9 protein-coding genes and 1 riboswitch are annotated in these 13,448 nt (G+C 72.4%); of the genes, 4 read left to right on the forward strand and 5 right to left on the reverse strand.

All coding sequences use genetic code 11. The features are described from left to right. Window positions 1-4: 4 nt before the first annotated feature. A riboswitch (glycine riboswitch) is annotated at window positions 5-126 on the forward strand. Window positions 127-200: 74 nt separating this feature from the next. Beyond that, window positions 201-3,035, forward strand: a complete 2,835-nt coding sequence (gcvP, locus tag Dfulv_RS18760) for an aminomethyl-transferring glycine dehydrogenase (RefSeq protein ID WP_406567974.1) — start codon at window positions 201-203, stop codon at window positions 3,033-3,035. A 43-nt stretch (window positions 3,036-3,078) separates the two neighbouring features. Here the strand turns inward: gcvP and Dfulv_RS18765 are convergent, their stop codons facing one another. Then, window positions 3,079-3,288 (reverse strand): DUF5999 family protein, encoded by a 210-nt coding sequence (locus Dfulv_RS18765; RefSeq protein WP_259865256.1) that lies wholly within the window; start codon window positions 3,286-3,288, stop codon window positions 3,079-3,081. A 132-nt stretch (window positions 3,289-3,420) separates the two neighbouring features. Between Dfulv_RS18765 and Dfulv_RS18770 the strand changes: the two genes are divergently transcribed. Next, a complete protein-coding gene (locus Dfulv_RS18770) occupies window positions 3,421-4,611 on the forward strand; it encodes a chorismate-binding protein (RefSeq protein WP_259865257.1) in 1,191 nt (396 codons plus the stop codon). On the opposite strand, the gene Dfulv_RS18775 is transcribed toward Dfulv_RS18770, so the two are convergent. Beyond that, a complete protein-coding gene (locus tag Dfulv_RS18775) occupies window positions 4,586-5,242 on the reverse strand; it encodes a hypothetical protein (protein WP_259865258.1) in 657 nt (218 codons plus the stop codon). The two genes, Dfulv_RS18770 and Dfulv_RS18775, sit on opposite strands and share 26 nt — an antisense overlap. Window positions 5,243-5,385: 143 nt before the next feature. On the opposite strand from Dfulv_RS18775, the gene Dfulv_RS18780 reads away from it, so the two are divergent. Next, on the forward strand, window positions 5,386-6,627 hold the full coding sequence (locus Dfulv_RS18780; protein WP_259865259.1) for an MFS transporter: 1,242 nt from the start codon (window positions 5,386-5,388) through the stop codon (window positions 6,625-6,627). A 50-nt stretch (window positions 6,628-6,677) separates the two neighbouring features. Here the strand turns inward: Dfulv_RS18780 and Dfulv_RS18785 are convergent, their stop codons facing one another. The 3 genes from Dfulv_RS18785 to Dfulv_RS18795 form a co-directional block, all read right to left on the reverse strand. After that, on the reverse strand, window positions 6,678-8,720 hold the full coding sequence (locus tag Dfulv_RS18785; RefSeq protein WP_259865260.1) for a prolyl oligopeptidase family serine peptidase: 2,043 nt from the start codon (window positions 8,718-8,720) through the stop codon (window positions 6,678-6,680). A gap of 4 nt (window positions 8,721-8,724) precedes the next feature. Further along, window positions 8,725-10,986 (reverse strand): putative bifunctional diguanylate cyclase/phosphodiesterase, encoded by a 2,262-nt coding sequence (locus Dfulv_RS18790; RefSeq protein ID WP_259865262.1) that lies wholly within the window; start codon window positions 10,984-10,986, stop codon window positions 8,725-8,727. Between the two features lie 288 nt (window positions 10,987-11,274). Continuing rightward, window positions 11,275-12,213 (reverse strand): ArsR/SmtB family transcription factor, encoded by a 939-nt coding sequence (locus Dfulv_RS18795; RefSeq protein WP_259865264.1) that lies wholly within the window; start codon window positions 12,211-12,213, stop codon window positions 11,275-11,277. A gap of 64 nt (window positions 12,214-12,277) precedes the next feature. Here Dfulv_RS18795 and Dfulv_RS18800 point away from each other — a divergent pair, with 64 nt between their 5' ends. Continuing rightward, a complete protein-coding gene (locus Dfulv_RS18800; RefSeq protein WP_259865267.1) occupies window positions 12,278-13,258 on the forward strand; it encodes an aldo/keto reductase in 981 nt (326 codons plus the stop codon). Window positions 13,259-13,448 lie beyond the last annotated feature (190 nt).

A 13,448-nucleotide genomic window follows, 5' to 3' on the forward strand; every position in this document is an offset into this window, starting at 1 on the left:
CGGCAATACCCACGCGGGAGAGATCGCCGGCCGCGCCGGTGCCATCGGCGCGGCCACGAGCAACGGCGGCGCCGAAGGGGCAAATCCTCCCCGGAACCTCTCAGGCAGAAGGACCGCGACGGGTTGGCACCTCTGGAGTCTGGCGACAGAGGGGGAGGAGCTTCATAAGGCCCCTGTCCTCGACCCAGAAGAGTGTGGCTATGACGACCTTCGCCAGCCGGCACATAGGACCTTCCGCCGACGAGCAGGCGCGGATGCTCAAGACCGTCGGCTACGAGTCCGTCGACGACCTGATGACCGCGGCGATCCCCGGCTCGATCCGGTGGCACAAGCCGCTCAACCTCCCCCTGGCGGCGTCCGAGGCCGAGGTGCTGGCCGAGTTGCGCGCCCTCGCGTCGGCGAACCGCATGCTGGTGTCGATGATCGGCCTCGGCTACTACGGCACGCACACGCCGCCGGTGATCCTGCGCAACGTGCTCGAGGACCCTTCGTGGTACACGGCCTACACGCCGTACCAGCCCGAGATCAGCCAGGGCCGGCTCGAGGCGCTGCTCAACTTCCAGACCGTCGTCGCCGACCTCACCGGGCTGCCCGTGGCCGGCGCGTCGCTGCTCGACGAGGCCACCGCCGCGGCCGAGGCGATGACCCTGGCCCGCCGCTCGTCGAAGGTGAAGTCCGACGTCTACGTCGTCGACGCCGACGTGCTGCCGCAGACCCTCGCCGTCATCGAGACGCGGGCCGAGCCGCTCGGCATCGAGGTCAGGGTTGTCGACGTCACCGTCGAGGAACTGCCGGGGGAGTTCTTCGGGCTCCACCTGCAATACCCGGGGGCGTCCGGCGCTGTCCGCGACCACGAGGGGCTCGTCCGCGCGGCCCACGACCGGGGCGCGATCGTCACCGTCGCCGCCGACCTGCTCGCGCTGTGCGTGCTGCGGGAGCCGGGCGCGATCGGCGCCGACGTCGCCGTCGGCAGCGCGCAGCGCTTCGGCGTGCCGATGGGCTTCGGCGGGCCGCACGCCGGGTACATCTCGGTCCGCCAGGGCCTCGAGCGCACCCTGCCGGGACGGCTCGTGGGCGTCTCGAAGGACGCCGGCGGCGCCCCCGCGTACCGTCTCGCCCTCCAGACCCGCGAGCAGCACATCCGCCGCGAGAAGGCCACCTCGAACATCTGCACCGCGCAGGTCCTGCTCGCCGTCGTCGCGAGCATGTACGCGGTGTACCACGGGCCCGAGGGCCTGTCCGAGATCGCGACCCGCACCCACGACATGGCCGCGCGGCTCGCGGCCGGGCTGCGCGCCGGTAGCGTGACCACCGAGCACCGCGCGTTCTTCGACACGGTCACCGCCGTGGTGCCCGGCCAGGCCGAGCAGATCGTGGCGACCGCCGCGACCCGCGGGGTCAACCTGCGCCTCGTCGACGCCGACCGCGTCGGAATCGCCTGCGACGAGACGACCACGTTCAGCCACCTCCGTGACGTGCTCGCCGCGTTCGGGCTGTCCCACGTCGACGTGACCGCCCTCGACACCACCGACGCGGTGCCGGCCGGCCTGCGCCGCACCTCGGACTACCTGACCCACCCGGTCTTCTCCGGTCACCGTTCGGAGACGGCGATGCTGCGCTACCTGCGGCGCCTCTCCGACAAGGACTACGCGCTGGACCGCGGCATGATCCCGCTGGGTTCGTGCACGATGAAGCTCAACGCTACCGCCGAGATGGAGCCGATCACCTGGCCCGAGTTCGCCAACGTGCACCCCTTCGCGCCGGCGGCGCAGACCCAGGGGTACCGCCGGCTCATCAGCGACCTGGAGCGCTGGCTGGCGGAGGTGACCGGATACGACGCGGTGAGCCTGCAGCCCAACGCCGGTTCGCAGGGTGAGCTCGCCGGGTTGCTGGCGATCCGGGCGTACCACCAGGGGCGCGGCGACACGCAACGGGACGTCTGCCTGATCCCGTCCAGCGCGCACGGCACCAACGCGGCGAGCGCGGTCATGGCCGGCATGCGGGTGGCCGTCGTCGCCTGCGACGACCAGGGCAACGTCGACCTCGGGGACCTGGACCGGAAGATCGAGCAGCACGCGGACCGGCTCGCCGCGATCATGGTCACCTACCCGTCGACGCACGGTGTGTACGAGGAGGGCATCTCGGCCCTGTGTGACAAGGTCCACACGGCCGGCGGCCAGGTCTACGTCGACGGCGCGAACCTCAACGCGCTGCTCGGGTACGCCAAGCCCGGCCAGTTCGGCGCCGACGTGTCGCACCTGAACCTGCACAAGACGTTCTGCATCCCGCACGGCGGCGGCGGCCCCGGCGTCGGGCCGGTCGCGGTGCGCCAGCACCTCGCGAAGTACCTGCCGTCGCACCCGTTCCTGGCGGCGGACGCGCCGGTCGGCCCGGTGTCGGCGGCGCCCTGGGGCTCGGCCGGGATCCTGCCGATCCCGTGGGCGTACCTGCGGCTGATGGGCCCCGACGGCCTGACGAGGGCGACGGCGACGGCGGTGCTGGCGGCGAACTACGTCGCGGCCCGGCTGCGCGAGCACTACCCGGTGCTGTACAGCGGCAGCGAGCACCTCGTCGCGCACGAGTGCATCCTCGACCTGCGCGGGATCACGAAGGCGACCGGCGTGACGGTGGCGGACGTGGCGAAGCGGCTCATCGACTACGGCTTCCACGCCCCGACGATGTCGTTCCCGGTGTCGGGGACGCTGATGGTGGAGCCGACCGAGAGCGAGGACCTGGCGGAGCTCGACCGGTTCTGCGACGCGATGATCGCGATCCGGGAGGAGATCGACCGGGTCGCGGCGGGAGCGTGGCCGGCGGACGACAATCCGCTCGTCAACGCGCCGCACCCGGCGGCGGTGGTCACGGCCGACGCGTGGGAGCACGCCTACCCGAGGTCGGTGGCGGCCTATCCGGGTCGCTACGCCGACGGGGACCGCTCGGCGAAGTACTGGCCGCCGGTGCGACGGATCGACGACAGCTACGGCGACCGGAACCTGGTCTGCGCGTGTCCGCCGGCATCGGCGTACGAGGAGTAGCGGCTACGCTGCGTAGCAGCCTGGCCGCTACTCCTCGTAGCGGTCAGGCTGCCCTGACCAGCGTATGTGGCGCGGGACCGCGATGGGGCTCGATCACCCTGCAATCGGGCAAAAGCTCACCGGTGTCCTCGAAGACGATCACGCCGTTGCACAGGAGGCTCCATCCCTGCTCGGGGAAGAAGGCGGTGACGCGGGCGGCATCGCGGTCGGTGTCGTCGGCCGAGGGACAGGCTGGCTCGTGCTGGCAAAGCATCGGGGGTCTCCGATTGAGAGGTTCAGTTGAGGTCTGTGTGGTTCTTCACATGACCAGTGATGCACGCTACTACGCCCAACGACACGATTCCGCACACGTCACGACACATTCTGGGGATAATCCACCGTTCGTATGAGCACACTAGGACCGGTCGTCGGGTGCCGGCTCGGGTCGTTGGATCTTCATCCGCCCGGGGTGCCACCGGCGTGTCGTACCCACATTTGGGAGCGCTCTCGGCTGGAGTGGCATTCCCGCGACGGCGGCGACCCCCTTCGATTGCTCTCCGAGTTTCTGTCGTCGCACGGAGTGCCGGTCGATGATCTCTCCTCGTCACCCAGGGTGATCGACTCGTCGGTTTGTGGCGCCGCCGTACTCCTGTCGCCACCCTCCGTGAAGGCATCACCGGCCGCCGCCGTGCCGGCGCTGGTGGCCGTCGTCTACGCGCACGGCCCGCAGCGGGCCCCCGACGCCGACGAGCCCGCTCGCCCGGCGCTGGGCCCGTGGACCGGCAGCTGGACGGCCGCGCGGCACGCCCGCGCGGTCGACGAGGTCCGGGCCGCGATCGCCCGCGGCGACGTGTACGTGGTGAACCTCGTCGGCCACGCCAGCGCCCCCTTCGGCGGCGACCCCCGAGCCGCCCTGGCGAGGGTCGCGGCCCTCCCCGGGGCCCGCTACGGCGGCGTCCTGCACGGGGACGGGTGGTGGGTCGCCTCGGCCTCACCCGAGACGCTGGTCGAGGTCTCCGGCGGGCGCGCCGTCACCCGGCCCATCAAGGGCACCCGGCCGGCCACCGCCGAGGGACGGGCCGAGCTGCTCGCGTCGGCGAAGGAGCGCGCCGAGCACGTCATGATCGTCGACCTCGAGCGAAACGACCTCGGCCGGGTCGCGCGCGTCGGCTCGGTCCGCGTCGACGAGCTGTTCGCGATCCGCCGCTGGTCCGGGCTCTGGCAGGCCGAGTCGACCGTCAGCGCCCGCCTGGCCGGCGGCGTGGGCCTCGCCGAGCTGCTCCGCGCCGTCTGGCCCGGCGGCTCGGTCACCGGCGCGCCCAAGCTGGCCGCGATCGACGTCGCCGCCCGGCTCGAGCCCGTCGGCCGGGGGCCGAGCATGGGGGCGTTCGGCTGGGTCGGGCACGGGCCCGGCGGGGCGCTCACGGTGGACCTCGGGCTCACCATCCGGACCGTCGCCATCGCCGGCGGCCGGGCACACGTGTGGGCCGGCGGGGGCATCGTCTGGGACAGCGACCCGCAGGCCGAGGTCGCCGAGGCGGCGGCGAAGTCGGCCCCGGTGAAGACCGCCCTCAGTGGTGATCGCGGCGCAGCGTGATCCGGATCGCGCGCGACGACGGTGTCAGGGCCCCGGTGAAGTACGCGAACAGCGTGCAGGTCAGCGGGGCGTCGTCGGCGCTGATGCGGTGCGCGGTCACGTGCGGCGAGTCCCAGTGGACGCGCGGCAGCTCCTGACTCGGGCCGAAACACGCGTCGAGCTCCGCCCGGGTCAGCGCCGGGCCGGCGAAGGAGATCTCCACCGTCGACAGCCCGGCCCGCGCGTTCATGTAGATCTGCAACGACGTCGTGCCGGGCGGGCTGGGCTGCACGAACAGCTGCCCGAGCTCGTCCTGCGTCGGCGCGGGCAGCCCGAGCAGGGCCGCCACCTCCGCCGCGTGCTCGGTCGTCACGCCGCAGATCAGCCGGCCCCACGTCCGCAGCAGGTCGGTCGTCACCGGCCGGCCCACGAGGTCGAGCAGATGCGACGGCACCGGCGGGCGCTGCCACACCTGCGGCCAGTCGTCGAGGTCGGCCAGTTCGGCACCGTCGACGATGAGCGTGTAGAGCGGCTCCGCCGGGAAGTCGTTGACGCGCACGGTCAGCACCCGCCCGCCGATCTCGGCGTGGTAGGGGAACTCACCGTCGCCCGAGTGCTGCCACCGGATCGGGGTGGCGGTCAGGTCGCTCATGGCCGAGTCCTGTCGATCATGACTTGGATCCTCAAGACGGCAAAACGGTCGCCGACAGCGTATGACCTGTCTGCAAACCCACACTTGACCACGGTCACAGTCGGCACACATCGGGGAGTCGGGCCGATAGCGTCGAGGGCGTTATGCGCCGCTATCTCATGTGGACCATCGGACTCATCGCATACGTCCTCGCCGTCTTCCACCGCTCCTCGCTCGGCGTCGCGGGGGTCACGGCCGCCGAACGGCTCGGCGTCGGCACCGCCCTGCTGGCCGTGCTCTCCGTGACCCAGCTCGCCGTCTACGCGGGCATGCAGATCCCGGTCGGCGTCCTGCTGGACCGGTTCGGCTCACGCCGGCTGCTCGTCGCCGGCGGCCTGCTCATGGTCACGGGCCAGCTGCTGTTCGCGTATGCGGACGACATCGGCCCGGCGATCGCGGCGCGCGTGCTGATCGGCGTCGGCGACGCGATGACGTTCATCAGCGTGCTGCGGATCGTCGCCATGTGGTTCCCGCCGTCCAGCAATGCGCTCATGGTCCAGATGACCGGCATGATCGGCCAGCTCGGCGCGCTGTGCTCGACCGTGCCGCTGGTGTTCGTGCTCAAGAGTGCGGGCTGGCCGGCGACGTTCCTCGGCGCCGCCGGGCTCGGTGCGGCGGCGGTGGCGCTCGTCGTCGGCGCGCTCAAGGACACCCCCGACCCGGCGGCGGCGCCGGAGAAGCGCGACCGTGGCCTGCGCCACTCGTGGGCGCACCCGGGCACCCGGCTGGGCCTGTGGACCCACTTCGCCACCCAGTTCTCCGGCAGCGTGTTCGCGCTGCTGTGGGGCTACCCGTTCCTCACTCAGGGCGAAGGGCTCGCCCCGGCGACCGCGGCCCTGCTGCTGTCCCTGCTCACCGCCGGCGGCATCGTCATGGGCCCGCTGATCGGCCACTTCTGCGGCCGGCTGCCGTACCACCGCTCGACCCTTGTCCTCGGCATCGTCGGCAGTTCGGCGGCCGCGTGGACGGCCGTGCTGCTGTGGCCCGGCCGTGCCCCGCTGTGGCTGCTCACGCTGCTCGTGCTGGTGCTGACGGTCAACGGCCCAGGCTCGATGATCGGCTTCGACTACGCCCGCTCGTTCAACCCGGCAGCCCGCCTCGGCGGCGCGACGGGCATCGTGAACGTGGGAGGCTTCGTGGCGTCGATCGTGCTGATCGTCGCCATCGGCGTGGTGCTCGACGTCCTCACCCCCGCGGGTGCGGCCCACTCGTCGCTGGGCGCCTTCAAGGTGGCCTTCGCGGTGCAGTACGTGTTGTGGGCCTTCGGCGCGGCCCAGGTCTACCGCTACCGACGGACCACGCGCCGCCGCGTGGCCCGCGAGGAACTGGTCCTCCGCCTGGCCTGACCCGGCCGCCGGCAGGGTGCCCGACCGGACCCATCGATCTTGCAGTCGGGTCAGGACTCGGGGGCCAACGTCCGCCACAGGAACTCGAACGCCAACGCCCACTTGAAGGCCAGCTGGGCGTTGTCCGCCGCGCCGCCGTGGCCGCCCTCGATGTTCTCGTAGTACGCCACGTCCTTGCCGTGCTCGCGCAGCAACGCCACCATCTTGCGCGCGTGACCGGGGTGGACGCGGTCGTCACGGGTCGAGGTCGTGATGAGCGTCGGCGGATACGGCACCGCCTCCCGCACGTTCTGATACGGCGAGAACAGCCGCAGGTACTCCCAGTCCGAGGGATTGTCCGGGTCACCGTACTCCGCCATCCACGACGCGCCGGCGAGCAGCAGGTGGTAGCGCTTCATGTCGAGCAGCGGCACCGCGCAGACGATCGCGCCGAAGAGCTCCGGGTAGCGGGTCAGCATCACGCCCATGAGCAGGCCACCGTTGGAGCCGCCCTCGGTGCCCAGCTGCTCGCGGGTCGTGACGCCCCGCTCGACCAGGTCGGTGGCGACCGCGGCGAAGTCCTCGTAGGCGCGCGGGCGCTTCTCGCGCAGCGCCGACCGGTGCCACTGCGGACCGTACTCCCCGCCGCCGCGGATGTTCGCCACGACATACGTGCCGCCCCGGGCCAGCCAGCCGCGGCCGATGATGGAGTTGTACGTCGGGACGCGCGAGACCTCGAACCCGCCGTAGCCGCTCAGCAGGGTCGGGCCGGGGCCGGCGCCGGGCCGCCCGACGACGAAGTAGGGGACCTGCGTGCCGTCGGCCGACGTGGCGAAGAACTGCTGCGTGGTGAGCCCGTCGGCGGGGAAGTACGCCGGGCCCTGCTTGAGGATCGTGGGCCCGTCACCGCCGAGCACCCCGTGCCGCAGCGTCGGCGGGAGCGTGAAGCCGCTGGAGAGCAGCAGGTACTGCTCGTCGGTGTCGGCGTTGGTGTCCCACACGTCGGTCTGGCCGAGCTCGCTGCCGAGGACCGTGCGGTGCCACTCGCCGTCCTCGCCGTACGACAACAGCTCCAGGCGGCTCTGCACGTCCGCGAGCAGCACGAGGATCAGCCCCGTGCGGGTCCACTGGCTGTAGCTCAGCGACGTGTGCGGGTCGGGGGTGAACAGCGGGGTCAGGTCGCGCGAACCGGCGAGGTAGGCGTCGAGCCGGGTGATGAGCAGCGAACCGGCCGCGTAGGTGGTGCCGGCGACGGTCCAGTCGGTGCGCACCCGGATGAGCAGCCACTCCCGGTGCACGTCGACGCCCGCGTCGTCGGGCACGTCGAGCTCGGTCAGCTCGCCGTCGACGAGAAGGTATCGCCGGGCGTGGAAGAAGTCGACGGCCTGCCGGACGATCGCCCGCCGGCCGCCGGTGGACACGTCGGTGGTCGCCCGCACCGAGACGTCGTCGGCCGAGCCCTCGAAGACCAGCTCGGCGTCGGTGACCGGGGTGCCCCGGCGCCACCGCCGGACCTGCCGCGGGTAGCCGGAGGAGGTCATGGATCCCGGGCCGGTGTCCGTGCCGACGAAGACGTGATCCTCGTCGATCCAACTGACGTCGCTCTTCGCCTCGGGCAGGGTGAAGCCGTCGGTCACGAACCGCAGCTGTCGCAGGTCGAATTCGCGCACGACCGCCGCGTCGGCGCCGCCGCGCGACAGGGCGATCAGGGCCCGGTGCTCACCGGCGAGCGGGCCGGTGCGCAGGAAGTCGACGCCCTGCCACACCCAGTTCTCACCCTCGGCGGCGGCGAGCGCGTCGAGGTCGAGGACCGTCTCCCAGTGCGGCTCGTCGCCGCGGTAGTCGTCGAGGGTGGTGCGCCGCCACAGCCCGCGCGGATGGTGGGCGTCCTTCCACAGGTTGTAGACCCGGTCCCCGTGCCAGGCGACGAGCGGGATGCGGTCGTCGGCGTCGAGCACGGCCCTGATGCCGTCGCGCAGCACCGCGAAGCGATCATTGCCGGTCAGCGCCTCGACGGTCTCGGCGTTGCGCTCGCGGACCCACGCCAGGGCATCGGTGCCCTCGACCGCTTCCAGCCACAGGTATGCGTCGTCCCGGGTGATCGTTTCCGTCATCCGATCAGTCTGACCGAGCGGCGACCCGTTCGCCCACCCCGCCCAGCGACCAGCGTGCCGCGAACTCGTCCGGCGGCACGGCCTTGCCCCACAGCCAGCCCTGCGCGAGCGGCACCCCGAGGGTGACGAGCACGTCGCGCTGGGCCTCGGTCTCGACGCCCTCGGCGACGACCGACAGGCGCAGCGCGCTGCTCATCGCCACCACGGCCCGGACGATCTCCTCGTCCTCGGTGCTCGTGCCGAGACCCTTGACGAACGAGCGGTCGATCTTCACCCCGGTGACGGGATGGCGGCGCAGGTAGCCCAGTGCCGAGAAGCCGGTGCCGAAGTCGTCGACGGAGATCCGCACGCCGAGCGTGCGCAGCTCGACGAGCACCCGTTCGGTCAGCTCGCTGCCCTCGACCATCACCGACTCGGTGATCTCCAGGACCAGGTTGGCGGCCGGCACCCCGGCCTGCTGCAGCACCGCCGCGAGCCGCTCGGCGAACGCCGCGTCGCCGAGCTGGCGCGGTGACACGTTGACCGACATCCAGAAGTCGTCGTCGACCACCCCGTCGGCCCGCCACCGGGCCAGCTGCCGCACCGACTCCCGCAGCACCCAGGCGCCCAGCGCCGAGATCAGGTTGGAGTCCTCGGCGACGGCGATGAACATGTTCGGCCCGAGCCAGCCGCGCACCGGGTGCTCCCAGCGCACGAGGGCCTCGACGCCGGCGAGTCGGCCGGTGGGCAGCTCGACGATCGGCTGGTACGCGATGCTGAGCTGCTCCTGGGCGACCGCCGCGCGGAGCGCGACCTCGATCTCGACGCGCTCGCGGACCGCGTCGCGCATGGAGGCGTCGAAGACGGTCCAGCGGTTGCGACCCTCTTCCTTCGCGCGGTACATCGCCGTGTCCGCGTCACGCATGAGCGCGTCGGCCTGCTCCTGCCGGTCGGCGCGGACGATGCCCATCGACGCGCCGACGACCACCTCCGCGGTCGCCCCCTCGGCGGTGACGATGACCAGGGGACGCTCGATGCACTCCATGATCTTCCGGGCGTCGCCCATCGCCTCCGGCTCGGTGCAGCGCCGGACGACGACAAACTCGTCGCCGCCGATCCGGGCGACGGTCGCGGTGCCGGGCAGGGCGTGCCGCAACCGGGCGCCGACGTCGATGATGAGCTGGTCGCCGGCCGGGTGCCCCCACGAGTCGTTGACGAGCTTGAAGCCGTCGAGGTCGAGGTAGAACATCCAGACGTCACCGGGCGCCCGCTCGGCGAGCAGGCGCTCGACCATGATGGCGAGCAGCCGCCGGTTGGGCAGGCCGGTCAGCGGGTCGTGGGTCGCCTGGTGCTCGAAGCGGCGCTGCGCGGCCGCGTGGCTCTGCACCGCGTCGGAGGCGCGCACCAGCAGCAGCGCGACGATCGCCGCGCCGCCGATGCCCAGGACGAGCCGGGACACGGCCGACTCGTGCGCGAGCAGCACGGTGAGCAGGAACGGCACGGCCACCGCCGGCCCGATGACCAGCATCCGCGGCAGCGACCACGCCTGGATCGGCAGCGGCGTGGCCCGGCTCAGGGCCTTGGCCGTCGGGTGCAGCGCGGCGGCGCCGCCGAGCGTGAACGCGAGCAGGAACGGCAGGTCCATCAGGCGGGAGCCGTTGACGTCGCCGCTGCGCCCGATGATCGCGTAGCCCAGGTCGCCGGCGAACACCAGGACCATCATGCCGCCGAGCAGCACGAAGGCCGGCTGGCGGACCGCGGTGGTGAACGCCAGGTTGGCCACGAGCAGCACGGTGATGGTGTCCAGTAACGGATACAGCCCGGCCAGCGCCGTGACGACCAGCGGCCGGTCCGGGATCGTCGCGGCGGGCATGACGAACAGCAGCAGCGACGCGACCGCACTGCCGATGCAGACGATCAGGCCGTCGAGCAGGGCGTGCCGGTCCATGCCCCAGCGGTTGAGGAACGACACCAGGCCGGCGATGAAGAACCCGAACCCGCAGACCGAGAAGGCGTCGCCGAGCTGCGCGCGGGGCGCCGGCAGGTCGACCATGAGCGTGCGGAGGATGATCCCGGTGAGGAAGAGCAGCCCGGCGGCGGTGAGCAGCCGCCACGGCTGGCGGGGCCGCACGTTGTGCAGCCGTGGCCCGCACGCCCAGGCGACCACGCAGCCGACGCCGACGACGGCGAAGGCCAGGTCGGGCAGCACGCCGGCGGCGTAGGACACCGTCGCGGCGCCGCCCAGGACGAGATGCGCCAACCACAGCCGGTCGCGGCGCCAGGTCACCCGCCACCCCCAGCCAGATCGCGTTTCGCACTCCATCGGCCGTACCGCGAACCACCTTAGGGTTTCACCGGTTGTCTGACCTATAGCGACTTTGTGCGCCACACGAATATTTGCGTGGCGCGCAGGTTGGGTATCCGCTCCGAGCACGTCGGCGACGCCCTGCGCGCCCGCCCCGCCGGAACCGTTCGGCGGGCTCCTGCGCCGGGCCCTCGATCAGCTGTCGGCCCACATCGCGCCTCAGGCGAGGTGACGCAGGGCGTCCATGGCCGCCCCCTCTGCGGGTCCGGGTCAGGCCGCTTGGCAGAGCCGGTCACCCAGGTCGGTGCGGTGGTACTGCAACCGGCGGCCCGTCCGGTGCGCGGCGAGCAGGCCCGCGTCGCGCAGCGCCGTCAGGTGGTGCGACGCCGTGGCCGGCGCGAGGCCCAGCGACGACGCCACGTCACCGGTGCTCGCGGGCACCGACAGCATGGTCAGCACCGCTGCGCGGGTCGCGCCGAGCAGCGAGGACAGCGCCGCCGGCGGCGGCTCCGGCGCCGACCACAGCCGGCCGTAGGCCCGCGGCGGGAACCACAGCGCCCGCCCGTCCGGCGCCGCCACCACCCACGCGACCGGCCCGGCGAACCCCGACGGGAGCAGCGCGAGGCGGTGACCGTCGAGTGACCACGGCGGGTGCTCGCCGTCCTTGAGGTAGTCCAGCCGCAGGGCGTCGGGGTCCCAGTGCAGCCTGGGGTGCAGGTCCGACAGCAGCGACCGGGGCCCGTGGTCGGCCGCGGCGAGCGCCCGCGCGGCGATCTCGCCGTCGGCGGCCGCCCGGAGGCGCGGCATGAGGGGAGCGACGGCGAGCTGGTAGTACCGCCGGATCTCGGACACCAGCGAGGACCGCAGCGCCGCCGGATCGCGGACCGGGACTCCGGCCGCCGCGAGCTCCGCCTCGACCCGGTCGAGCGGCGTGGCGGCGATCACCCGCAGCTCGTCGTCGAGCGAGGGCCGGGGCACGCCGGGGACGGGGCTGAGGAAGTCGGGCACGGCCCCGGTGGGCGTGTCGAAGACGGACCAGAACGTGTCGAGCCGGGCGCGCCGGACGCCGCAGCTGACCCGGTCCCGCCACCGGGCGTACATCCAGAGCGCCCCTCGCAACGCGATGGTGCTCGTCACGACCTCGGCCATCGGCGAGTGCGCGAACCGCACCCCGAGCAGCTCGGCAGCCGTGAGTTCCAGCCGTTTCACGGTTCCATTCGAGCACAGTCGAACGGCTGGGACCGCGGGGCCGCCGTCCGTACGGTCGCCGGGCATGGAGTACACGAACCTCGGGCGGACCGGGCTCAGCGTCAGCCGGCTGTGTCTCGGGACGATGAATTTCGGCTGGCAGCTCGGCGAGGCGGACAGCCACGCCGTCCTCGACCGGGCCCTCGACGACGGGATCAACTTCGTCGACACCGCCGACATGTACGGCGCCCGTGACTACGAAGGCACCAGCGAGAGCTACATCGGCAGCTGGTTCGCCCGGACCGGGCGCCGCGACCATGTCGTCCTGGCCACCAAGGTCTACCAGCCCATGAGCGACCGCCCCAACGACCGCGGTCTCTCGGCCCGGCACATCATCGCCGGCTGCGAGGCGTCGCTGCGCCGCCTCCGCACCGACCGCATCGACCTGTACCAGATGCACCACATCGACCGCGGCACGCCGTGGGAGGAGATCTGGCAGGCGATGGAGGTCCTCGTCAGCCAGGGCAAGGTGTTGTACGTCGGGTCGTCCAACTTCGCCGGCTGGCACCTCGCGACGGCGCAGGCGTCGGCGGACCGGCGCGGGTTCCTCGGCCTGGTGTCGGAGCAGTGCAAGTACAACCTCCTGACCCGGCACGTCGAGCTGGAGGTCGTGCCGGCGGCGATCGGGCTCGGCATCGGCCTGCTGCCCTGGTCGCCGCTCGCGCAGGGGGTGCTGTCCGGCGCGCTGCGCAAGGAGCGCGACGGTGCCGCCGGCCGCACCACCTCGCACGCCGCGCCGAGGGTCGACGAGCACCGTCCGGTCCTGGAGCGGTACGAACAGTGCTGCGCCGACCTGGGCCTCGAACCGACGACGGTGGCGCTCGCCTGGCTGCTGTCCCGGCCGGGGGTCACCGCCCCGATCGTCGGGCCGCGCACCCCGGAGCAGCTCGACCTGGCCCTGAAGGCCCTCGACACGGTCCTCGACGCCGATGCCCTGGCCCGGCTGGACGAGATCTTCCCGCCGATCGGCAACGGCGGCCCCGGCCCCGAGGCGTGGGCCTGGTGACGCTGAGGCTCTGCTGAAGTCCCATGTCGGGCGATCGGTGACCCCGCCGGCCGGTCGCCCGACGGGGCTGAGGAAATCCTGTCGGGTGATCGGCGCGAAGTTGTCATGGCCTCGTGACTTTCGGTGTATGGCACCGCATCGTGGTGTCTCGGATGCGCGGAGTGAGTGCATCCGTGCTCCATGGATGGGG

Origin of the sequence: Dactylosporangium fulvum, assembly GCF_025137375.1 — a bacterium.
GTDB lineage: Bacteria > Actinomycetota > Actinomycetes > Mycobacteriales > Micromonosporaceae > Dactylosporangium > Dactylosporangium fulvum.